We start from the raw sequence: 21,366 nt of genomic DNA, 5'->3' as shown, positions 1-21,366 counted from the left end.
CGGGGGGGTCGGGCGGCGTCCGCGCTGGAGCGCCCATTGCGCGCGGAGACCGGAGCAGCTGAAGAACGAGGCGCCCGGTCGTTTCGGCGGGGGCCGGAACCAGGTCAGGCGGTCACCGGAGAGCCGAGGAGAGGAAGGGGGGAGGGGAGCGGGCTCAGAAGTCGCTGAGGAGGTCTTTGAGGAAGGTGGTGGTGCGGGCCGGGCGTGCGGCGCGGATCGCGAGGAGGTCCATGATCTGCTGATAGCGGGCGGCCTCGTCGCCTTCGGGGTAGCGGGCGCCGGTCAGCTGCTCCAGGTAGACGACGTCGTCCAGGTCGTGCTCGGCGAACCGGACGATCGTGATGGGCCCGCCGAGGGCGACGTGCCCGCCGGCGGCGAACGGCAGCACCTGCAGCCGCACGTTGGGCATGCCCTCCGACATGGTGATCAGGTGCTCGATCTGGGCGCGCATGGTGTCCGGCCCGCCGATGGGCCTGCGCAGCGCCGCCTCGTCGAGGATCGCCCACAGCGTCGCCGCGCCGAGCGGGCGGTGCAAGATCTCCTGCCTGGTCATCCGGACGGTGAGCCGCCGTTCGAGTCCGTCGTACGGGGCGTCGTGGTGTTCGAGCCCGATGACGGCGCGCGCGTAGTCGCGCGTCTGTAAGAGGCCCGGAATGTACTGCACCTCGTAGGTGCGGATCGTCGCCGCCGACTGCTCCAGCCCGAGGTACTGCTCGAACCAGCTCGGTGTGACGTCGCCGTAGCTCTGCCACCAGCCGGGCTTCTTCGCCTCCCGGACGAGGTGGATGAAGCCCGCGCGCTCGTCCTCGTCGTGGACGCCGTACAGGTCGAGCAGGTCGAGGACGTCCCGGACCTTGAAGCCGTGCCGTCCCAGTTCGAGCCGGCTCATCTTGGACGCCGACGAGCGGATCGCGTCCCCCGCCTCGGCCCGTCCGATGCCCTTGTCCTCCCGCATCCGCCGGAGCCGCGCCCCGATCTGCATGCGCAGGGCCGTCGGTCCCGCCTGCCGATTGTCCAGCACAAGATCTCCAGAGGTCTCGTACGTCCTGACAACCCTCGGAGGGTCTCACAGGCTCCGACGGGCGTGCAGGAAACCTACGGACAGAGGTATGTAACTCAGTGACGCGATGGCCTGGGCATACAGGACCATTTCCGGTGCAACGTCATCGCGCCGGAACCAGCAGGTCAAGGTCGCCCCGCGGTACTCGCGCCCGCTCGGCGACCCGGTCGCGGTCGGTGCCGGCCTGCCCGACGATCTCGATCGCGCGGGTCAGCATCGTGGGCTGCTCCAGCGCTCGCGCCGGCCCGGGCTCGTGCCGCCGCCAGCCCCGCGAGCTCATCGCGCTCATCGCGTTCCGGTACGCGGCCTCCTGCATGATGCCGAGCGTGCGGGACCGGTAGAGGAGCGCCGCGATGCTGACGCCCCACGTCGCCTTCAACCGGCCGAGGCGCTCCCAGTCGGCGGTGCCGGGCAGTTCGCCCGCGATGTCCTGCTCGGGCATGAGGAACTCGGCGGCGAACCGGTGCGCCTGGTCTTCGACGACCTTCTCGCCGGGTTCGGCGTCGGCGTGCATCACCAGGTGCCCGAGTTCGTGGGCGGCGTCGAACCGGTTGCGCCAGTAGTCGCCCTTCGCCGGGTTGAAGAACACCATCGGCCTCGGGTGCACGCCCACGCTGAACGCGTCGACCCGCTCCGCCGCCCGCGGCAGGACGAGGACGATCACACCGTGCTTCTCCAGCAGCCGGACGACGTGCGGCACCGGCCCCGCCTGCTCCAGCAGGGCCTTGCGGGTCAACCGCGCGGCCTCGACGGGGCCGGGCCCGGCGATCTCGTCCGGCGACACCGGGTACTCCGGCAGGTCCACTTCGGGAAAGTCGACGAGGTCTTCGAGGGCGGCGACGACGTCTGTCGCGATGCGCCCGTAGGCGAGGGCCTGGTCGCGCTCGATCTGGCTGGTCGACCGGAGCGACCGGAAGTGCGCGCCGTCCAGGGACACGGGGCTGCGCCCGCCGTGGAAGAACGCGACCGGGACGCCGAGCGCGATGGCGAGCCGTTTCAGCGTCATCTCGTCCGGCCGCTGGACCCCCGCCTCGTACCGCCCGATCGCTTTCGGCGTGGTTCCGACGGCGTCCGCGAGCTGGTTCTTGCGCAGTCCCCTGAGCCGCCGGGCCAGCGTCAGCCGCTCGCAGTCGAACAGCACCCTGCGCCACCCTTTGCTAAGCCGTCTTCGTCTCCCCGCGAAGCCGCATGGGGACGTCTTCCTGATCGTCCCGATCGTCCCAGAGCGGCAACGTTCGCTCGACGAGCTTACGACGTGGATCAGGCCCGAGGGTGTCGTCCACCTGCTTGATCCAGTGCCAGGCCGTGCCGCCGTCCGCGTTCCACCTGGGGCGGCCCAGGAAGAGCTCCATTTCGAGGGGCTCCTCACTCGCACTGTGCGCGAGGACCAATGTCACGACGCCGGGCGTGTCGTGAACGTCCAGCCCCAGCGGCAGCGCCAACTGAGGGTCTTCGACATATCCCTGCCGCGCGACGGCCTGCTTGGTGGGGCTGGCCCGGTCCCACCGGATCGCCCGGACGTTGCCGAACTCGTGCCGCTTCAGCAGGACGCGGTAGCGGCCGTACCGCCACCCCGGCGAGCCGTTCAGATCGTCCCGGACGACGTATTTCGCCAGCTCGCCACGACCGAAGACGCTGTCGAGGGCGCTCGCCAGCGTTTCGAACGCGCCGACGCCGTATGTCCGCTCCTTGAACCCCGCCGCCCGGCTCAACGCGTTGAACAGCGCAACCGTCGCGTCCCGGTGGGCTTCCCGCACCGCATGCAGGAAGCCCACGGCCAAGAGCTCGTCCCAAGCAACCCGGTCTTCAGCCACCCGTCCACTGTAGGCAGAGGCACTGACAGTCAGCCCCCGAGAAGGACTCGCTATGAGCAGCCTTCGAACTGCGGCACTTCCTCGACCAGCTTCAACCCGCTGGACCCGAACCACTTGCGCAGCAGCCAGCCGGCCGTCCCGTCCTGGTACATCGTGGTGATGGCCCGGTTCACCGCCTCGCACGCGTCGATGTCGCCTTTCCGCATCCCGATGCCGTAACGCTCATCGGTGAACGGCGCGTTGACGATCCGCAGATCCGGTGCCGCGAACCCCGCCAACACCAGGTCACCAGTGGAAACGGCGTCCACATCGCCTCGGCGCAGTTTCGCCACGCAGTCGCTATAGGACGACCCCGGAACCAGCCTGGTACGGATACCGAGCCCGCTGACCACCCGTTCGGTCGACACGGACCCGCTGGCCTGGCACATCTTCCGCCCGGCGAGGTCACGGACGCCGCGAATCCCCGTCTCGCCCCGCCGCACCATGACGTCCTGATGGGCGACGTAGTAGGGCCCGGCGAACGTGACGAGCGTGGCCCGGTCCGGCGTGATCGAGTACGAGGCGAGGACGAGGTCGACCGAATGCTCGTTGAGCTTCTCCTCGCGATTGTCCGACCTGACTTCCTTGAACGTCACACGCGAAGCCCCGAGTTGGCGGGCGATGTAGTACCCGACGTCCACCTCGAAACCGCGGAAGACGCCGTTCTCCTTGCGGCCGAGTCCCGGCTGGTCAGCCTTGACGCCGACGACGATGACATCCTTGCCGGGAATGGAGGCGCTCGCCGTGGCGCACCCGGCGAGGCCGATGGCGAGGGCCGAACACATCAGGATGTGGCGCACAGCCCATGGCTATCGCCGCGACTCGACCAGGAAATGAACGCGAGAAGGCCGGACCGCTGCCGGCGGATGGCCCTATCACCGCCTAATGGGCCGGTAAGTGGCGAAGAGCCGCACCTGCCGAAGCCGGGGCTCCGGACCGTTCCGCCCTTCCCGCACCCACAGGGCATGGACGGTCAGCAGCACGAGCTGCCGAGCCCCGAAGAAGAACAAGGCGGCCAACGGCAGTTCGCCGAACAACGCCGTCGCGAGACTCAGCGCGAACTCGCCCGATCCCCAGGAGAGCCAGACGTCGAACCAGGCGTCGCAGACGAGCAGCGTCCCGCTGACGATCTGGCCGAAGATTGCGATCTGCAGCCGTTTCCAGAGGGCGAAGGCGGTGCCCGCGATCGCCAGCGTCAATCCGGCATCGAAGCCGATCCAGGCGACCGCCCACCGCGCGGCCGTGAAGTGCTGCGGGAGCGTGAAACCCAGAACGACCGTCCAGGGAATGAGCCAGGCACAGCAGCCGACCAGCAGAACCAGCGCATACACGCGACGCCGCCGGTTCTGGGGCTCGTCCAGCGGATCGAGGTCTTCTGCCGCGATGAGCGCCCGCAGCAATTCGGTGCGCTGCTCGGCGGAAAGCTCCCGCACCTCCTCAGGCGTCAACACCGCGCCCACCTCCATCCACGCGCGCACGTCATCCGACGTTAGGCGTGCCTCCTATCCGTCGCCCTCAAGCAGTTCTTTCAAACGCTGATGGCTCGCCGGCGCGACCTTTGCCGCCATACGCCGCACCATGGGCACCACGGCCGCGGCCATCCCGCGTCCGTCAAAGTCGAGACCGAAAGTCACCCGGCACCGCTCGGCCCCGAGCGGCTCGACGCTGACCGTCGCGTTCGGCCGAATCGGCCCGTCCACCCCCTTCGCCGCCCACCTGCGCGGCGGCACGCACTCGGTGATCTCCTGGGTCATGGACCTCTCGGCACCCCCGATCTTCCGGACGGTGGTGAACCGCGACCCCACCTGGTCGCCCTCGACCCGCACGTCCGTCACGTCCCGCTGCCACTCGGGGAACTTCGCGGGATCGACCACGTAGGCGAACACCTCGCCGGCCGGCCGCTCGATCTCGATGCTGTTCACGAAGGCTGACATCTCTCCTCCCGAGGCGGTCACATTCGTCCTTCGTCCTCCGTCGTATCTATGACGGAGGACAGGGGAAGGACGTGACGGTGGACGACGAGCAGCTCGCGGAACGTTTCGAGGCGAACCGGCCCCGCCTGGCGGCGCTCGCGTACCGGATGCTCGGCTCGCCGACCGATGCGAACGACGCCGTCCAGGAGGCGTGGCTGCGCCTGAGCAAGGCCAACGCCGACCGCATCGGGAACCTCAACGGCTGGCTGACGACGATCGTCGCCCACATCTGCATCGACATGCTCCGTACCCGCAGATCCCGCCGGGAAGACCCCTACGACGAGCGCCTCCCCGAACCCGTGATCACCCAGGACGGCACCGACCCCGAAGAACAGGCCCTCCTCGCCGACGCCGTCGGCGTCGCCATGCTCGTCGTCCTCGACCGGCTGACGCCCGCCGAGCGCCTGGCCTTCGTCCTGCACGACCTGTTCCAGATGCCGTTCGAGGAGATCGCCCGCATTCTCGACCGCTCCGCGACGGCGACCCGCCAACTCGCCAGCCGCGCCCGCCGCCGCGTCCGCTCGGCCCCCGTCCCCGACCCCGACATGACCCGCCAACGCGCAGTCGTGGACGCGTTCCTCACGGCCGCCAAGACCGGCGACCTGGAGGCCCTGGTCGAGACCCTCGCCCCCGACATCGTCCTGCATGCCGAGGCCGACGGCGAGTTCATCCATCTCCGCGGCGCGAGGACGATCGCCCATCGCGCGATCGCCTTCTCCTTCCGCGCGGAGTTCGCCCACCCAGCCCTGATCAACGGCACTGCGGGCCTGGTGGTAGCCACGGAGGACGAGCCGATCGCCGTCATGGCCTTCACCGTCGTCAACGACAAAATCGCCGAACTGGACATCTACGCCGACCCAGCCCACCTAACCCACCTAGACCCAGCCCTTTTCAACTAGCTCCGCTACCAGGTGCTCGGGAACATCTGGTGCTTAAGGAAGAGGTCGATCTGCTCGGCCGCCGACTTCGCATCTCCGCACGGCCACAAGTACCCCTGCCTCCCACGCAGCGTTTCGTAGTAGCCCCACGTCCCACCCGGTGTGGCTCGGACGGAGACCACGACGCCGATCTCCTTCGCGAGCCCGGCGTGTACCCACAGCATGGGTAGCGGCGTCGGAAACACCTCGGGACGGTAGAACTTCACGAAGCGCCAACCCCGGGGCTGGAGTGCAACGGCCAGCGCGTCCAGGTAGCCAATCGCTGTTCGCCTGCCCAGGCGCGTCCGCAGGCGAAGCAACTGACGCTCCGCTCGGACGCTCAAGGAGCGCACTTCGCCCACGTGACCTTCCCTCCCCCGTCCAGCGGATCAGTGCCCCACTCCTCCGCGAGCGCGGCGACCAGGAGCAACCCGCGTCCGCTGATCGCGGTGTCACTCTCCGGCTGGACGCAGGGCACCTTGACGCCGCTGTCCTCGACCTCGATGACGGGCCGCCCGTCCGACTCGTCCCGCATCATGCGGACGACGATCGGCGGCTCCCCGTGCAGAAGCGCGTTCGTGACCAGCTCGGACACGATGATCTGCGCGGTGTAGGCGTCCTCGAAGCCCCGATCCCGGAACCACTCACCGACGAACTGCCGCGCCACGGCAGGTGCCTGCATATCCCCATCGCGGACGAGCAACTCCAGGTCACCCACTTGGACGATCGTCTCGGCGTCCTCTATGTGGCCGCTCAACGCACACCACCTTCCATTCCCGATATGGCGCCAGGCGCGTCCAGCCATCCGAGATCGTGACGGCCTCGCCGCGGCGACCGAATGCGACGGCGAAAACGCTGATGACGGCCCGGCCTCACCTGCCCCGCGCGCCGCGAATCTCCGCAAGGACGGATGTGCTGGGGCGGGCGGCCTGCGGCACCCCGTACCGCCACGACCGCGTTGGCGAGACCGGCTGGGGTGGCGGCCTCGACAAGACGGCCTTCGACCAGTGCCCACCACCGGCGCGTGTGGAACCCGAACCACGCCACAACACCGAAGCGGCGCTCCAACTCCCGGATCTCGGCGCGGACAATCGGCCCGGTGTCGATAGGGACGGTCGCGTCGGACGGCATGATCGCGCCTCCGCTCCTGGCAGAGATGGCTGTCCAGGCGATGGCGAGGAGCCCGATGCTGTATGCATGCCTCTGAAAGCGGCCGACACTACCGACGTGGCACGTCACATTTGCCGCCGTTCGGCGATAATCAGACGTAAGCGGCAATGGACGGATCTGCGACTCCGCAAGTGGGCGTCGATCACAACGAGCCGTCGAAACACTGCGTGCCGCCCATGTCGCAATCATGGACATAAGCGGATAATCTAATGCGGCGATCAAGCTAACCTCCTCCTTCCTGGGACTTTGCTTGGCGTTTCCGCTTCCCAAGAATGAGGCGATGTGCTTAGTCTCGGCTTTACTTCCGAGAACGCAAAACACTGGAGGGGACATGCCGAACGTCCGCGATCCGCTCGACCCCAAGCTCTCCCAGTGGCATCTACTCTCGTACTACTTGCGGTTCTTCCGCGAGAAGGAGGGGCTCTCCCTCACCCAGTGGGGGAAGATCATCGGCGCGGCTCGGTCCACTGTTTCGAACATGGAGGCCGGCCGGCACCGCATCCATGAGGACCACGCCAAGCTCATCGACCGCCACTTCGGCACCGGCCGCCTGTTCGAGCTGCTCCTCTGGTTCGCCCGGACGGCCCACAACCCAGACTGGTTCCGCCAGTACACCGAGTACGAGAAGCAGGCGACGTTCACCAAGATCTACCACGGGAACCTGATCCCGCTCTTCTTCCAGACGGACGCCTACACCGAGGCGTTCGTCCACGTCAGCGACAGCCAGGACCAGGAGGCGGAGCTCGCCGCGCGCCTCCGTCGCAAGCAGACCATGCTGGGACGCCCTGAGCCCGCATTCATCTGGCTCCTCCTAGGAGAGGCCGCCCTCGCCACCCAGGTCGGCGGCCCCAGCGTCATGAAGGCGCAGCTGGAGCATCTCCACAGGATGACTGACCTCCCGCACGCGAGCGTCCGCGTCGTCCCCTTCACGGCCGGCGCGCACCGCGGCGCCGACGGGTACTTCCAGGTCATCGGCCTCGAGAACAGGGACATCGGGTACGCGGGCGCCCAGAAGGGCGGCCGGTTGATCGAAGGCCCGGGCGAGGCCAGGGAGCTGAGCTTTATATTCGACCGTATCGGCGCGAAAGCCGCGTCCGAGGACGACTCACGCTCGCTGATCCGACGCTACCTGGAGACATACCCATGACCGTGCAGTGGCGCAAGAGCTCCCACAGCGGAGGCGCCAACGACGCAACCTGCGTTGAACTGGCCAAACTACCCACGGGCATCGGCATCCGCGACTCTAAAGACCCCGGCGGCAGCCCCCTCATCGTCCTCCCCGCGGCTCTCCGCCAGGCCCTCCAACGGGTGACCGAGCGATAGACCGTGATCTAGCGCTTAGGCGGTGGTCACCCGTCGCCCTCATCGGACAGCTTGTTGACCGCTACGGGGCGCCCTCCCCTGGTCGGCGCGCACGAAGACATGGAAGGCCCGCCCAAGGCCCTCGGCTACCACGTCAGCTGATCTTGGCTCTGTGCTGGAGGAAACGTTCGTGGCGGTCGTGGTCCTCCTGCCCCATGAAAGCCTTGAACTGTCCGAGCTTGTAGGCAGTCGTGGTCTTGGTGACGCGCTTGTCGATCTCAAAATCTCGGCTGAGCAGAGACATCCGGTGCTCCAGCTCAGGAACATCAAGATCTAGTTCCGACGCGCGCAACAGTTGAGCGACGGTCATGTAGTCACCGTGATCACGAAGTGCGCGGTAGAGCCGGTCATGATGGCGGTCAATCTCACGCTCGCGAGGAGTTCCCTTCTTCTGAAGGGCGCGGGCGATCGCTTCTCCGACCGCACGGGCAACGGGGGGAGGGAACGCGTTCCCGATCTGGCGGTATCGCGAGGTCTTGCGCCCCGTGAACTCCCAGCCCCACTCGTCCCGCCATCCCTGGATGCGAGCCACCATCTCACAGGTCAGCTTGGGGCCAACCTCGAATGTGTCGCCAGGCTCTGGCGCGTGATTCGCGACCCCGAGAGCATCTACGCCGAGCTGTGCCCAGGCGCGCTTGGCCCGTGTTGGCCCCAGGTCTGCGCCACCGTGCTTCTTGGATCCGCCAACGATGGTGGGCGCGATCTTGTTGGCCCTCTCTGCCCACTCCTCTGCGCCCTCCCAGCCGTTTGCGGCCATCAGATCGATGAGGGTCTCACCGACCTTTGGGGGCGGTCCAGCTGGTTCTGGCCAGTAGAAGTAAGGGGCGTACTCCTCTTGGAGCGCGACAAGCACGAACCGTGGCCGTAGTTGTGGGACGCCGAAGTCTGAGGCGTTGAGTAGCCGCCACTCAGCGACGTAGCCGAACTCCTGGAGGCGGTCCAGCACATGCTGCCGATAGCCGGCGAACCGGTGCATGCTTAGCCCGCGGACGTTCTCGAGCAGCAGTGCTCGGGGTCGCATGTAGTGGACCTGCTCAACAGCCCAGGCGAACAAGTCGCGCTCGTCGCTGGCACCAAGCTGCTTGCCTGCGATGCTGAACGGCGGGCACGGGACTCCACCTGCAAGCAGGGCGATGCCCTGGTGATCAGTGGGCTTCCATACCTCCGGGTCCGCAACGTCTCCACGCTGGACGATCGAGTCCGGCAACAACCCCCGCCGCACTTCCAAGTTCTCGGCGAGGGTGGTCGCGGCGTTGTCGTCCAGCTCGACGGCCAGGCGATGGCGGAAACCCGCCAGTTCCAGACCGAGAGCCTGACCGCCAGCACCAGCGCAGATCTCGACTACTTCAAGATCCGCCACGTCGGCCTCCTGATGGTGTTCGTGTGCTCAGCGGGGATGAGGTCATACGCAGTATCTTCACTCATGCAACGCACCGCAGAGTGATTCGAGTGAGTGACGGCGACACTGTGTCCAGTGATAGCAGCAAGGACCGACGGGAGAGGGCCTGGGCTGCAGGAACCTATCCTCGGCCGGCGAGCGAGGGACGCTCGCGCAACATGAAGGCGAACCGCCGTTCGGACACCAAGCCCGAGGTTGCGCTTCGCCGCGCACTGCACGCGCGAGGCTACCGGTATCGAAAGGACTTCCGGCTGGACTTGCCCAGCGGCGTGCGGGTCCGTCCTGACATCGTCTTCACTGCGCGCAAGGTCGCGGTCTTTGTAGATGGGTGCTTCTGGCACGTATGTCCCGAGCACGGGCGCGAGCCCACCAGCAACGAGTGGTACTGGACACCCAAGCTCCGGCGTAACGTTGAACGGGACCGCGCAGCTGATGCCGCGCTCCAAGCGGCTGGGTGGCGTGTCGTGCGCCTGTGGGAACACGAGCCCCTCCCCGCTGCCCTTCAAGCCGTTACAGACGCGATCGGACCCACTTCAGTCGAACGCAAGTTCGAAGATACCTCAGAGGCTGGTAAGGCGCGAAGGTGACGAGCAATCAGCCGCTACGTAACCGCGATCAGTACGGTGTGCTGACACGCATGAGGAACCTTACCTCTGTCTCTTCCTGACGTCGGGAAGCAGCGGTGCTGTCTCGACAGGATCGTCGGGGCCGGCTACCACCCAATCCTCGCCGTCGAGGCGGAGGAACGGAGCATCTCCATGGCGGACTCGCCGCCGGGTGAGTCGGATGCTGACGTACTCACCGTCGCCGGGGATGGGAAGGCCGAGGGTGCGTGCAGCTTCGCGGTGGCTCTCGTAGTCGCCGAAGATCACGATGCCCTTGGGTCTCAACTGTCCTCGGGCACCCTCTTTGCCGCTACGGATCCGCCGCGTTGGGTCGTCCTTCGGCTTGTCGTTACCGGTCGCGACGGTCCAGACCACGTTCCTGGTCAGCCGCACGCCGGTAGCGCGGCTGAGTAGTTCGTTCACTCTCTGCTGGCCAGATTTTTTTGCGAAGATCGCTTCGAGATCTCGTTCCGAAATTCGCAGCAGAGCATTTTCGGGCAGCGCTGCTTTCTTGAATAGCCATTGAATTTTGTTGCGATGAGTTGCCTTTAGGGTGTTTTTGCCGTCACGGTTATCTCCGGTGTTAAGCCATTCCTTGCGGGCGCGGAGCAGGCCGGCAGACCAGAGTCCATCCTGATCGCTGGCCCAGACGACCAGTAGGAGACGGCCAATGGCCTCAGGAGGAATCATCCATTTGTATAGATCCTGGGAGTACTTGCAGTCGACATCGTGTCCGGCGATCGAGTAGTCCAGGTTAAGGCCTCCGGGGAACCCGAATTCGCGCTGCAGGTTGATCTCAACGAGAGTGCCGCAGTGTGTCTTCTCGGTTTTGTAGAGTTGGTGCCAGGCATAGCGGCCGGTGTGAGGGCCATCGAGCAGCATGTCGAGAGAGCGTCGCAAGGCCGAAGCAATCCGGGAACCATCCGGATCGAGCCCGAGGAGATGAGCTCGGACGAGTTCCAGGTCGCGGTCCGGCGTCACAGGGGAAGGAAACAGGGGAGCTTGGTCTTCTGGGGTAAGCACGGCAGGAGGCTAACAGGATGGCTGGCCCGGAGGACGCGGGCTTGCGGTTGCTGGGCGGTACCGACGCGCTAGAGCGCTGGAAGCAGTCCCTTGACCGCTTCTGGCTCTCGCGCGGCAGTGTCTGCGCACCGCTCGATGTGGCCGACCGAAAGGCGTCCATTCCACCGACCGGCTCCCCAACGAGGTCCTCGGTCGCGCTGCGCGGGTCGGCGTCTGCCTCTCAGGCATTTGATGGATCGCCCGTCCAGCAAGCAAGCAAGCGACGCCGGGATCATCTTCGGAGAACGCATCGTCGTTCAAACTCCGGCACTGCGCCCACGAACGGCTACAGACCACCCTGAACCTGGAACATCTCCGCAACGCGACCGGCATCCCGGCCCTGCGGCTCCTCGACAACCGGCACCGACCCTCGCGGCGCCGGGTGGGCCATCCTTGAACGGCTCCGAGGAACGCAAAGCAACCACCCGACCGTCGAGCACCAGCGCGCGCTCGGACACATGCTGCGTGTGCGGGCCTCGCACGGTCCAGCCTCCGACCATAACGCGCTGTTCGACGGCGACACCCTCACCGGCGCGCTGGACGCCGGCGCCATCGAGGTAGGCCCGCCGATGCTCATAGGGACAGTTCAACCCGTCGAACAGAGCCAACTCATAGCCCACTGCCAGCACGCCCGGCTCCCACCCGTGATGATTCGCCTGCGACGTTAACGGCACCGCCGCCTCGACCACGATCACTGCGGTCCCCATGCCGCCAACTGCCAATGCACTCCGGCAAGGGCACACGGTCACAGTGGCCTATACATGCCGCTCATCCACCTCCCCCTGCCCCAACTCCGCGCCATCGGTTACTCGGAATAACCTACGATCTCTAGATATTCCTTCCGTTTGGCGCGTCCAAGAGTTTTGTTCTTCTTAATCTGGTTTCCGACGATGCTTGGAACGAGACTTACGTCGACGTTCAGACTGCCGAGAATGTAGAAGTCGAAGCCGTTTTCCTTGGATGTGCGGATGTCGATGCCCAGCTCGCGGAGTTCGCGGATACGACGCTCAGCGTGAACAGAATCGGCGGTCACCATGCGGAGGAACGCGGCTTGCACGGGCTGACCAAGCCGCTGCAGGAGTAGAGTGAACAACTCCTCGTGGACGCGAGTGCCGTAAGGAACCTTGAGATAACGCTCAGGCAGCAGGTCTTTGTAGCGGTCAAGCACCTCCTTCTGGAGTCGAGCCCGCAGGTCTTGGAACGTCTGATTCGAACCGACAAGATCTATGCGGACGAACGCCTGCATAGCCTCGGCGAGAAGCCGCTTAGTATAGAGATAAGAGTCAATCAAGTCTTGAGATGATCGGCTGGAGCTGAGCTGCGTGTGTAGCTCCTGAACGGCGAGCTCAGTGTCAGGCCGCAACCTGTTCCAGTCGTCCATCGGCGTCACGGCAACCCCCTCAGTCTCATCTGCCCTGGGTCATTTCAGGAGGATACCGGAGAACATGGGCATCTTCACCGGCATCCTGGGCAGCATCTACGTCACCCAGCCACTCTCGCAAAAAGTCAGCAGCCGGCTGGTCCGTAGATGTCGCATGCATGAAGGTGACCTTGCTCCCAAGGCGGACGCGGGGGCCGAGGGTGCCCTTAGCTGGCAGCTGATCCTGCAGGTCGAGCCCCGCGGCAAAGCGCCGGATGTCAGATACGAAGTCCAGGACGAGGACACGTTCTTTGCCTGGCGCGAGGCGGAGCCCCCGTCCTAGCTGCTGGACAAAAATGCGGCGGCTGTGAGTTACCCTCTGGAAGACCACGATGTTGACGTCAGGGACATCCACACCTTCATTGAGAATGTCGACGGCACATAGAAGTCCAGTCCGACCATCAGCAAAGTCCCAGAGGATACGACTCCGGGTCGGGATGTCCATCGCTTTGCCGCTGCTGGTCTTAGAAGCGATCACCTCGGCCCTTGTAAAGCCAAGAGCGTTGATCCTGGCTGCCATCCGTTCAGCGTGATCGATGGTGCCGCAAAAAATTATCCCTCGTGGCTTCGACTGTTCACGCCACGCCTCGGCAACACGTGTAACGACGGCATCATCCCATTCCTCGATGAACAATGTCCGATTAATCCCTCTCGGGGAGAGAGCTGGCCTTCCCTTCGTGATGCCCTGTGCGAGTGCTTCCCAGTTGATGTTATCGGTGTACATGCGGTAGTCAACGTTGGACAGGTATCCCTCGCGCAGGCCACGAATAAGGTCGATGTCAACGACTGGCGAGTCGAACCACCGACTCAAAGCTTTACCATCCGGCCGCCAAGGAGTCGCGGTCATGCCTACAAGGAATGCTCCCCCGTCACCAGCCGACAAATCTGAAAGTACAGTGTCATAGGCCGTGGTCCCCAAATGATGGCATTCATCCACGAAGACGAGGCCGAACTCCGGAAGCTCACGGCCGGACTTGACGGCGCTAGCGACGCTGTCGACGCATGCGAAGACGATATCCAGTCCGGCTAGAGCATCATGTCCCGGGCGTTCGAATCCGTTCCAAACGCCGGTTGCCGTGTCGGCCGGCAGCATCGGCCAGAAAGCTCGCTCAAGTTGGTATACCAACTCGTTGCGGTGAGCTAGAACCAGAGTCTTAGACTTTGGCCTACGCGTGGCATAACGCCGATAGAATTCAGCGGCGACAAAAGTCTTGCCGAGCCCAGTCGCAAGTACGACGAGGGCGCTGCGACTACCGGCCAGATGTTCGTTCATAATTCGATCAACAGCCTGCCCCTGATAACCGCGCAGCGAATATCGGTCAGGTGAACGCTGGGACAGCGGTGCGCTAGGCACCAGAGCAGCTTGCTTGGCAAGAACACGTCGATCCCATAGTTGCAGAGGTATGCCGCTGGCAGCAAGTTGGTTGCGCTGCAAATGTACCGATGCCTCGAAGCCATTCAAACCGACGATAACGGGTATGGCGGCGTCATATCGACGGCAGGCGGCGAGCGTTTCAGCTACGACGCTGGGGCCGATGGCATGTCGCCAGCGTTTCACTTGAAACAGCCAGCGTTGCCCGTTCAAGGTCGCAATCACGTCGGCTCCGCCATCGCCAGAGGCACCGACCCGTTGGACTGCTTCGTAGCCTCGCGTGATGAGAAGACGCTCGATCGTTCGCTCGAAGCCCTGCCAGCTGCCGTCGGCGATAAGGAGATCGTTGACGAAGCGTTTTGCGGGAGTCATGACAGTTTGCTGGTGAGGAACTCGACAGCAGCGCGGGCACGGACGACCAAGAGCTGCTCGGGGCGCTCATAACGTAGATATGAGGCGCAGTCCTGAAGGCAGCTGAGGTACTTGAGGCCGAGTTCGTCCTGAAGCTTCGTGGCGATGACCATGCCCAGCTCTGTTTCACTGGGCCAAGCGTCAACCCATACTCGGCCGCCGAACCAAGGGGCCGGGTGTTTACCGAAGAAGTTGGCGATGACACTGCGAGAGCAGTATTTCAGGTAACCGCCGGTCTTGAGGCTGCCGAGCTCTGCTAGATCGACTCCTGCACTGACCATCTCTTGAGCCATAGTCATTTGGTCCGCTTCCGGGAGCTCGTCATAGAAGTCACGGGCCTCGGGTACGTCCAAAATTCTCCCGGTAATGTCGTCGAACAGCTGACGGATCTCCTCACGCACGGTTTCTGGATTGTCAGTAACCGCGTCGCCCCAACCTTGCATTAGAAGGTCGGTGGTTAGCGCGGCTACGGTATGGCCCGGCTTCCCATGTAGCTCCGGGTGGAGTTGGTAGAGGTATTGGGCTGCTTCGGAGGCGATCAGGTACTCGGGACGCAGTCCGCTGCTGGCGAACACTGCATGGGAAAGATCCATAAACAGCGTGAGAAAGCTAGGCTTGATCTCAGTTACCAGCGGGACTGGGGGGTGCCCGTAGGCTGCGACGATGGGCTGGTAGACACTGCGTACAGCAATGTCGATTGGCGTGGTTGTCTTTCCGCTACTCAGGGTTACCACAAGCGATGACGCACCAAGCCCAGGCAATTCGTCGGATCGCTCACGAAGGACCTCGGAGGAGGCGGGATGGGGGGTTCCCTCAGGGCTGCCACAAGTTCCGCACCGCTCCTCACCAGGCTTGTTGTCGGCTTGACAGAAAGCACACTTCCAGGGGAAGTGGACTTCTGGGTTCTGTTCAGTTCCACAGTGCGGACAGGTTTCTGCGGAGCGCAGGATTTTTCGGCCGCAGTCGGCGTTCAAGCAAGACCTGCCGATGAGAACCTCTCCGCACCCTTGACAGGACTCGGCAGTCTTGAGGTTCTGAAAAGCACATGAAGGACATTCGGGAAGTTCTTCGATAGGAGGCTCGTTAGCCGTCTCTACCAGGTCCCACCATCGGGCGTCGTCATAGTATCCGGGCTCACGGTTCAAGAACCGTTCATAAAATTGCTTTTCGATCTCGCGCGAGATTCTAGCACCCTTACCTTTTGCGCTATTATACACGCCCATATACATGTCGGCCCGCCCAAAATTGCGCACCTTCCGGTAGCCGGAAAATAGTCTGGCTACCGGTGTCGCATTCTGTTCTCCGTCGGACCATTTACTGGGAAGTAGTGATTCTCCCCTGAGTAGCTTGACGGCATCGATCCATTCCTGGCTGCTAGTTTGAAAATGCTGCTTCTGGAAATCTACGGGAACGTGATCCAGATGTATTTCGCCAACGATGCGCCCATACTGCCCGTCAACCGGGTACTCGCGCTCACTTATGCCGGTTGTGGGATCTTGGTAAACGAAAAACGCCTCTTTCTCGTTCGCCCGGATAGCGCGGCCATTGCGGATGAGATCGATCCCAAACCTGTCCTTGTCGTCGAATCGCTGGATGCCCACCCAGCCATGTACGCGCTGGATGATCTCACGGCTTTCGGACCGATGGCATCGAGGGCAGACCTCCGCGCCGCGGAAGTCCACACCGTCGTGAAGGCAGCGATAGGACCGCCCAACTTCCTTGTTAACCGGAATGAATGCTGGGATGCGCCCATAGGATGCACGTTCGACAAAACGACTCTCGCCCCAGACGCAATGTTCAAAAGCACGGCATGGCTCTCCGTTGAGAGTGATCCGTACGTCTTGACCGGAGGCGCCACGCAAGATCGTCGCGTACCGTCGGCCAATTCGCTCACGAAGTGTCTTTTTTGTAATCCGCGCTACTTCTCGGATGAAACCGTGGTTGGCGTCTCCCTTGGGCCACCACCCACGCACTTCTACGACGGTGCCGTGCTCGAGCCCGGCTGGCTTATCGATCTCTTCGGCTTTGACCTCGAAGGCGCGACTGCGCACCAGTTCGGGTAGGTCGAGTGTCACTCGGATAGCGTGGTCATCCTCAGCTCGGGCCGAGATTACTTGAGTGGTCCGGCCGAGCTTTCCGGTGGCGATGTTGAACCCCATACCGAAGAGGCCCAGGGTGTCGAAATGATTCTTCGAAGTATAACCGGCACGCATCGCGTTCGCGATTTGGTCGCTCGTCAGACCTAGCCCGGTGTCACGAACTCGGATGGATCCCTCGCCGCGCTCGACCTGACTAGGACCGGGCACTTCGATTACTACGTGGCGGACCGGAGACGGTGTTCCCGCGATCTCCGCCGCCCGAAATGAGTCGATAGCATTGTCGATGAGCTCGCTCAGGGCGTCGAGTGGGGTGATGGGTGTGCGGGTGAGCGCAAACAGCACTTCGGGAGTTGGCGTAATGTCGAGCAGCTTATGAGTCATCTGGGAGGTCCTTGAGATGAGGGCGTAAGGATGCGACGCTGGGAAAATGATTCTACTTGGTAGCCTAGCGGTCCCCAGTTTCAGCTTTGAAACTTATTTACTCGGCCACTGAAGAATCTCCTTCGGCTCGGATGGCCAGTTGCCGACGGGCGAGCCGCAGCACTGACGCACGATCCGCCCTCGGGGACATGTCGATGACCTGCACCATCCATGGGGCGATCCAGGTCGTGCTAGGCGTTGGAACCTCTCCATGACGCAGCACATTGGCCAGAATCCAGTCAGGAGCTGGAGGCAGCTTGTCTGCTGACAGGGCGATCAAGTCCACCGACGGCTCGCCTGGGCCACGCTCACGGAGGCCACACTGCTCGGTGGCACCGATCAGCCACCACTGGAACATGCGATGGTTGCTGCTGGTGACGGCTTCCCTGATCACGGAGCTGGATAGGCGAGCGGCCCTATAAGCAGCAAGGGCCGCCCCTTCAGGTGGTGGAAGGGCAGCCGCGTCCTCAACTGTGACAGGCCGTTCAAACTCGTCCTTCGGCTCGTCTCGGGCCTCCGTGGTACGGCTGATCTCCTCGACCGTGCTTGGGGTGATCTTTGCGTCCAAGACATCGGCGACTCCCTGGAAGAATGACTTGCTCTCCACCACAAGCAAGTCTGCATGGGTTCGACTGCGGAATTCTTGTATTAGGGAGGGCCACGGTCTCGGCGAGCCCGAGTCTATTCCGCGCGGCTCGTACCAGTCGTCCTTTACGTCACCCGAGACAATGAGCACTCGTTCCTGCGCCCCTGACTGCCCCACATGAGTAATCACTTGCTCCCAGAGGAGATAATCGCCTGCGGCAAGTAGAGGGGTATCCTTGGACATATCCCTGAAGCCTGGAGGGATCTTGTTCGGGTAGCGGTATCCGACAGCATGCTCTACGAGCTGCTGGATCTCCTCCTCGGCCGGCTGGGCGCCGACTCGATCACCGTACAGCGCTGCTACCTGGGGAAGTATCGGATCAGTGCCCGAAACGATGTCGTTGAGCATGACGTCCTGAGCATTCTTGAGCGCGTCTATCTGCTTCCCGAGTGCCTCCCGCCATGGCCTGATCAGCTCATCGAATCCAGGGGCATTGATCAACTCATCTAGCTCAGCCTGGCCGACCTCGTCTGCGGCGAACCTGCCTAGAAGAGCATGCACGCTTCTGAGCGCCTGGTGAACGTTCCTCCATGCGTCCCGGAAATGAGGGTCGAGCTGCGACTTAGCCTTGCGGAGCTGGTCAGTTCGGTCCGCAACGACCCCCCATCGTCCTTTGACGAACTCCAGACCAACCTGGTGCGGTAGCCAGAGACGGGGTGAGACCAGTTGCAGGGCGTCGAGGATCTGGCCTCGAGCCTGCGGCGTGTACCGGTAGAGGTCGAGCAGGACATTCGTGTCGAGGACGATGAGCCCGCTGGTAAGGAAGGGCTCGAGGTCAGCCGCAGCCCCCGTACGATCAGGCTCGAGCCACGCCTGATACCGCTCTAGCAACAACGGCGGCTGACTGCTTACCCGCTCAGTCACGTAGACCCCCATCCAGTCAGGGAAAGCCTCCCGCTCTGACCGTGCGCGGTCAAGAAGCGCCAACGAAGTCATCGGCAGACGGATGCACCTCGGCAGAGCGGTGTTGTGGGTGCTGATCCTTGGTGCCGTGCGGCTCCAGTACGGGTGGTTTCCGGTAATGGAGTGCAGAAAAAGCGATTCTTGGTGGTTTGTTCCTACTTGTCGCGCTCACCCTCGGGTATCGCCGACGGGCCGTGTTGCGTGCCGGCAGCCGTGCCATCAGCTGGGTCGACAAGCGAAGGGGCGAGGTGCTCAGTTCGCACTGCGGCCGGAGGCGAGGAGATCCCTTGAGGTCGACCAGGTGAGTGCCCGGGCATGCTCGCCAGGCGTGGCTATCATCCATGCCAGGTAATGTCAGCTGTGATCGGTGATCACGTTGTGGGCACAGGGCTCCGCTATGCTCGGCGCCCAGGCCGCAGGTCAGTGAAGTTGCTGATCGACCGGCGAGCCAGCACCCACTCATGTTCGCGCATGACCGATCCACGCCCAGTCATACCGGCGGCGGCCCCTGGCCCGGGTTCCCGCACACTAGCCGCTGCCACACCGTCTCACTCACGGCCGCGAAAGCGGTATCGATCCTGGTCTGGGCGCCGCCGAGGACAAGCGGATGGTCGCAGGAGACTGCGAAGACGTAGTTTACGCAGCGGTCGGCGCAGCGGTGTCGAAGCTCGGTGTTGTCGCCGTCGGCCTCGTCGCCGGTCGCCCACTCGGACGCCAGCAGCGGGTCGTCGCAGACGCGTTCAATCATCTGCTAGACCAGCTCCGCTTGGTCGCAAATTGTGCGCGCTCGCCTATACCGGGGTCGGCGAGCCGACCCGGATCGGCGAACCAGGAACACACGCAGCTCCCGATCGATGATAACCCGCTGATTGTCCGGGCTGACGTAGAAGTAGAACACCCCGATCCGACAGTTGGTGATCTTGCATGCGGTGCCGATGTGCTGGCGCTGCACCCCTGCGCTGCGGCGGCCCCTCTTCTCGAATCCGGTGTCGTCGACCACCAGCACCCCGCCGGGATCGCCGAGCCGCTCGACCACCTGCTCCCGCAGCACGTCCCGCATCTGGTCGGCGTCGCCGCCGGACTCTGCCAGCGATCAGCCGTTCTTTCGTTCCAGCCTGCTCAACAGGCCCAGCAGAGACCAGCGGGCACGCACCCTGGGCTCCCGTCGGCCGAAGAACGGAGCCACCACCTGCGCGAACACCGCATCGAACCCAACAGCCCACCCGGCCGGCGCGACATCTTCTACAGCAGGCGGTACGGCCACCGTCGATCGTCTGGTTCACACACACCTACACGATCACAGCGGTGGCCGTCTCATGTCCCAGCCTCGATCAGACTGAGATCTCCAAGTGCGGCTGGAGTATTGGAAAGTGATTGGCTCCGTCTGACTGCGGTATTGAAGTCGGAAAAGTCTTGGACGGTGTCATGTGCAGCTCAGGACCGTTCGCTAGAGCCATGAGAGGCTTGAGGCCGTCCAACCAAATGTCGTTCTGCAGGGTGCCCCGGGTCGATCGGTGGTGCCTGGCCTGATCGGTGGGTGCACGAGCCATTGCTGGCGTGCCTGAACTACGGTGACCACGGCTAGCACGAGGTGGAGCAGCACCGCTGGAAAGTCCGAACCCGCCTCATCGGCCGGTTTCGGGCGCGTAGTACAGGAAAAACTACCGCAGTAGGCGGGTGGTTCAGAACAAGCGGGCGAACCAGATGGTGAGCCAGAGGATGGTCAGCACTAATCCGGCCGTCAGGCTGCCAATCCTGCCTTGGGGGGACAACCGCCTGCTTCGCCAGGCGAGGAGAATGGCGACGAGCGCGATCCCGCAGGCCCCTAGCCCGACGCCTGCAAGCTCGAACGCCCCTGGCCCTCCATTGCAGTCTGAGTGCTCGCAGGGGTCTGATGGCGAGCTGATGAGAGAGAATCCAGCGGCGCCTAAAGCAAGCGCTGGTGCCAGCAGTATCGTAAGGACGATCATCACGCGGCGACTGGCCGACGTCAGCTGGATCGCCGGAGACGACCGCAGTTTCGTTGGCCCCGTCCAGTGGGTCCCGCTCCACCATCGTGCCTGATCGGCGAGGCTCTCTGGATCGGGATACCAGCCTGGCGGTGAACCTGGTCCTGGCGGCTCGGAGTGCATGGCCCGAGTGTGAACGCGCTTCGGGAGTGCAGCTAGCCCGAGAGGTCGAGGTGCAATTTAACCGTTAGCCAACGGGCCGGTGCCTGTGAACCGTTGGGGCGGGTGGGGCGGTGGGGACCCAATTAGAGTGCCAAGGGGGTTCGAGGCAGTATCGAACACGATTGCTGGAACCCTGCGGTATCGACTCGCCTTCACTCTGTGTGCAGGTGTCGCCGGCGCCAGTCAGGTGTTCGATGGGCTCGTACACACATCGGGCCGTGTAGGGGACGGCCAGGTGTGCATGGCTTGGGTGGCTATGTCGGTGAGGGTCTTGTGGGTGGCGCCGTCTCTGGCTTGTTGGGACATGCCTTGGATTACTGCGGCGAAGTAGTGGGCCAGGGCCTTGGGGTTGGCCGTGGCGGGGAGTTCGCCGTCTGACTGGGCCTGCTGTAGGCGGGCCTCGAAGCGCTTCAGGTTGGTGTTTCGCAGGTTGCGTAGGTATGTCTCCATCTCGGCGTCCTGCGGGGTGACGTTGGTGGCGGCGCTGATCGTTAGGCAGCCGGCCGAGCGGTACGTTGTGGGA

22 protein-coding genes are annotated in these 21,366 nt (G+C 63.9%); 4 read left to right on the top strand and 18 right to left on the bottom strand.

Annotated elements, in window-relative coordinates; genetic code table 11:
• Window positions 1–154 precede the first annotated feature (154 nt).
• The 6 genes from ETD96_RS18205 to ETD96_RS18180 all read right to left on the bottom strand — a co-directional run bounded on the left by ETD96_RS18205 (window position 155) and on the right by ETD96_RS18180 (window position 4,835).
• The gene (locus ETD96_RS18205) at window positions 155–1,021 is read right to left on the bottom strand and encodes a helix-turn-helix domain-containing protein (RefSeq protein WP_240807798.1); all 867 of its coding nucleotides are present in this window, start codon (window positions 1,019–1,021) and stop codon (window positions 155–157) included.
• Window positions 1,022–1,163: 142 nt separating this feature from the next.
• Window positions 1,164–2,201 (bottom strand): helix-turn-helix domain-containing protein, encoded by a 1,038-nt coding sequence (locus ETD96_RS18200; RefSeq protein WP_138637654.1) that lies wholly within the window; start codon window positions 2,199–2,201, stop codon window positions 1,164–1,166.
• A 16-nt stretch (window positions 2,202–2,217) separates the two neighbouring features.
• Window positions 2,218–2,874: a hypothetical protein gene (locus ETD96_RS18195; protein WP_240807796.1), complete on the bottom strand. Its 657-nt coding sequence runs from the start codon at window positions 2,872–2,874 to the stop codon at window positions 2,218–2,220.
• A 50-nt stretch (window positions 2,875–2,924) separates the two neighbouring features.
• Window positions 2,925–3,713, bottom strand: coding sequence for a glutamate ABC transporter substrate-binding protein (locus ETD96_RS18190; RefSeq protein WP_240807794.1), 789 nt, complete (start codon window positions 3,711–3,713; stop codon window positions 2,925–2,927).
• Between the two features lie 75 nt (window positions 3,714–3,788).
• Entirely contained in the window at window positions 3,789–4,391 is a 603-nt protein-coding gene (locus ETD96_RS18185) for a hypothetical protein (RefSeq protein ID WP_138637653.1), read from the bottom strand.
• A 24-nt stretch (window positions 4,392–4,415) separates the two neighbouring features.
• Window positions 4,416–4,835: an SRPBCC family protein gene (locus ETD96_RS18180; RefSeq protein WP_171069093.1), complete on the bottom strand. Its 420-nt coding sequence runs from the start codon at window positions 4,833–4,835 to the stop codon at window positions 4,416–4,418.
• 89 nt (window positions 4,836–4,924) lie between these two features.
• Between ETD96_RS18180 and ETD96_RS18175 the strand changes: the two genes are divergently transcribed.
• Entirely contained in the window at window positions 4,925–5,785 is an 861-nt protein-coding gene (locus ETD96_RS18175; RefSeq protein ID WP_138637651.1) for a sigma-70 family RNA polymerase sigma factor, read from the top strand.
• Window positions 5,786–5,790: 5 nt separating this feature from the next.
• On the opposite strand, the gene ETD96_RS18170 is transcribed toward ETD96_RS18175, so the two are convergent.
• Together ETD96_RS18170 and ETD96_RS18165 are read right to left on the bottom strand one after the other, a co-directional pair.
• A complete protein-coding gene (locus ETD96_RS18170; protein WP_138637650.1) occupies window positions 5,791–6,030 on the bottom strand; it encodes a hypothetical protein in 240 nt (79 codons plus the stop codon).
• A gap of 113 nt (window positions 6,031–6,143) precedes the next feature.
• Window positions 6,144–6,560, bottom strand: a complete 417-nt coding sequence (locus tag ETD96_RS18165) for an ATP-binding protein (protein WP_171069092.1) — start codon at window positions 6,558–6,560, stop codon at window positions 6,144–6,146.
• 744 nt (window positions 6,561–7,304) lie between these two features.
• Between ETD96_RS18165 and ETD96_RS18160 the strand changes: the two genes are divergently transcribed.
• On the top strand, window positions 7,305–8,120 hold the full coding sequence (locus ETD96_RS18160; RefSeq protein WP_138637648.1) for a helix-turn-helix domain-containing protein: 816 nt from the start codon (window positions 7,305–7,307) through the stop codon (window positions 8,118–8,120).
• Entirely contained in the window at window positions 8,117–8,296 is a 180-nt protein-coding gene (locus tag ETD96_RS18155; protein ID WP_138637647.1) for a DUF397 domain-containing protein, read from the top strand. The genes ETD96_RS18160 and ETD96_RS18155 overlap by 4 nt, the downstream gene beginning before the upstream one ends.
• Before the next feature lie 133 nt (window positions 8,297–8,429).
• Here the strand turns inward: ETD96_RS18155 and ETD96_RS18150 are convergent, their stop codons facing one another.
• Window positions 8,430–9,695, bottom strand: coding sequence for a DNA cytosine methyltransferase (locus ETD96_RS18150; protein WP_138637646.1), 1,266 nt, complete (start codon window positions 9,693–9,695; stop codon window positions 8,430–8,432).
• A 23-nt stretch (window positions 9,696–9,718) separates the two neighbouring features.
• Between ETD96_RS18150 and ETD96_RS18145 the strand changes: the two genes are divergently transcribed.
• Entirely contained in the window at window positions 9,719–10,321 is a 603-nt protein-coding gene (locus ETD96_RS18145; protein ID WP_338072567.1) for a very short patch repair endonuclease, read from the top strand.
• Between the two features lie 60 nt (window positions 10,322–10,381).
• On the opposite strand, the gene ETD96_RS18140 is transcribed toward ETD96_RS18145, so the two are convergent.
• The 9 genes from ETD96_RS18140 to ETD96_RS45950 all read right to left on the bottom strand — a co-directional run.
• Window positions 10,382–11,362 (bottom strand): NaeI family type II restriction endonuclease, encoded by a 981-nt coding sequence (locus ETD96_RS18140; protein WP_138637645.1) that lies wholly within the window; start codon window positions 11,360–11,362, stop codon window positions 10,382–10,384.
• 844 nt (window positions 11,363–12,206) lie between these two features.
• Entirely contained in the window at window positions 12,207–12,791 is a 585-nt protein-coding gene (locus ETD96_RS18135; RefSeq protein WP_138637644.1) for a hypothetical protein, read from the bottom strand.
• 16 nt (window positions 12,792–12,807) lie between these two features.
• On the bottom strand, window positions 12,808–14,565 hold the full coding sequence (locus ETD96_RS18130) for a DEAD/DEAH box helicase family protein (RefSeq protein ID WP_138637643.1): 1,758 nt from the start codon (window positions 14,563–14,565) through the stop codon (window positions 12,808–12,810).
• The gene (locus ETD96_RS18125; protein ID WP_138637642.1) at window positions 14,562–17,084 is read right to left on the bottom strand and encodes an ATP-binding protein; all 2,523 of its coding nucleotides are present in this window, start codon (window positions 17,082–17,084) and stop codon (window positions 14,562–14,564) included. The genes ETD96_RS18130 and ETD96_RS18125 overlap by 4 nt, the downstream gene beginning before the upstream one ends.
• A 97-nt stretch (window positions 17,085–17,181) precedes the next feature.
• Window positions 17,182–18,645 carry a PIN-like domain-containing protein gene (locus ETD96_RS18120; protein ID WP_138637641.1) on the bottom strand — a complete coding sequence of 488 codons (1,464 nt, stop codon included), beginning with the start codon at window positions 18,643–18,645 and terminating at the stop codon, window positions 17,182–17,184.
• Between the two features lie 517 nt (window positions 18,646–19,162).
• Window positions 19,163–19,420 carry a hypothetical protein gene (locus ETD96_RS18115; RefSeq protein ID WP_138637640.1) on the bottom strand — a complete coding sequence of 86 codons (258 nt, stop codon included), beginning with the start codon at window positions 19,418–19,420 and terminating at the stop codon, window positions 19,163–19,165.
• 3 nt (window positions 19,421–19,423) lie between these two features.
• Window positions 19,424–19,762, bottom strand: coding sequence for a transposase (locus ETD96_RS18110; RefSeq protein WP_274704626.1), 339 nt, complete (start codon window positions 19,760–19,762; stop codon window positions 19,424–19,426).
• A gap of 592 nt (window positions 19,763–20,354) precedes the next feature.
• Window positions 20,355–20,804, bottom strand: coding sequence for a DUF2510 domain-containing protein (locus ETD96_RS48135; RefSeq protein WP_138637638.1), 450 nt, complete (start codon window positions 20,802–20,804; stop codon window positions 20,355–20,357).
• Window positions 20,805–21,026: 222 nt separating this feature from the next.
• A partial coding sequence (locus ETD96_RS45950) for a TetR family transcriptional regulator C-terminal domain-containing protein (RefSeq protein ID WP_420884765.1) occupies window positions 21,027–21,366 on the bottom strand: 340 nt, incomplete at its 5' end.

The sequence above is a fragment of the Actinomadura geliboluensis genome (assembly GCF_005889745.1).
In the GTDB taxonomy this organism is placed as follows: domain Bacteria; phylum Actinomycetota; class Actinomycetes; order Streptosporangiales; family Streptosporangiaceae; genus Spirillospora; species Spirillospora geliboluensis.
The sequence above is the reverse complement of the archived record's forward strand: the minus strand, read 5'-3'. Positions and strand labels throughout refer to the sequence as shown.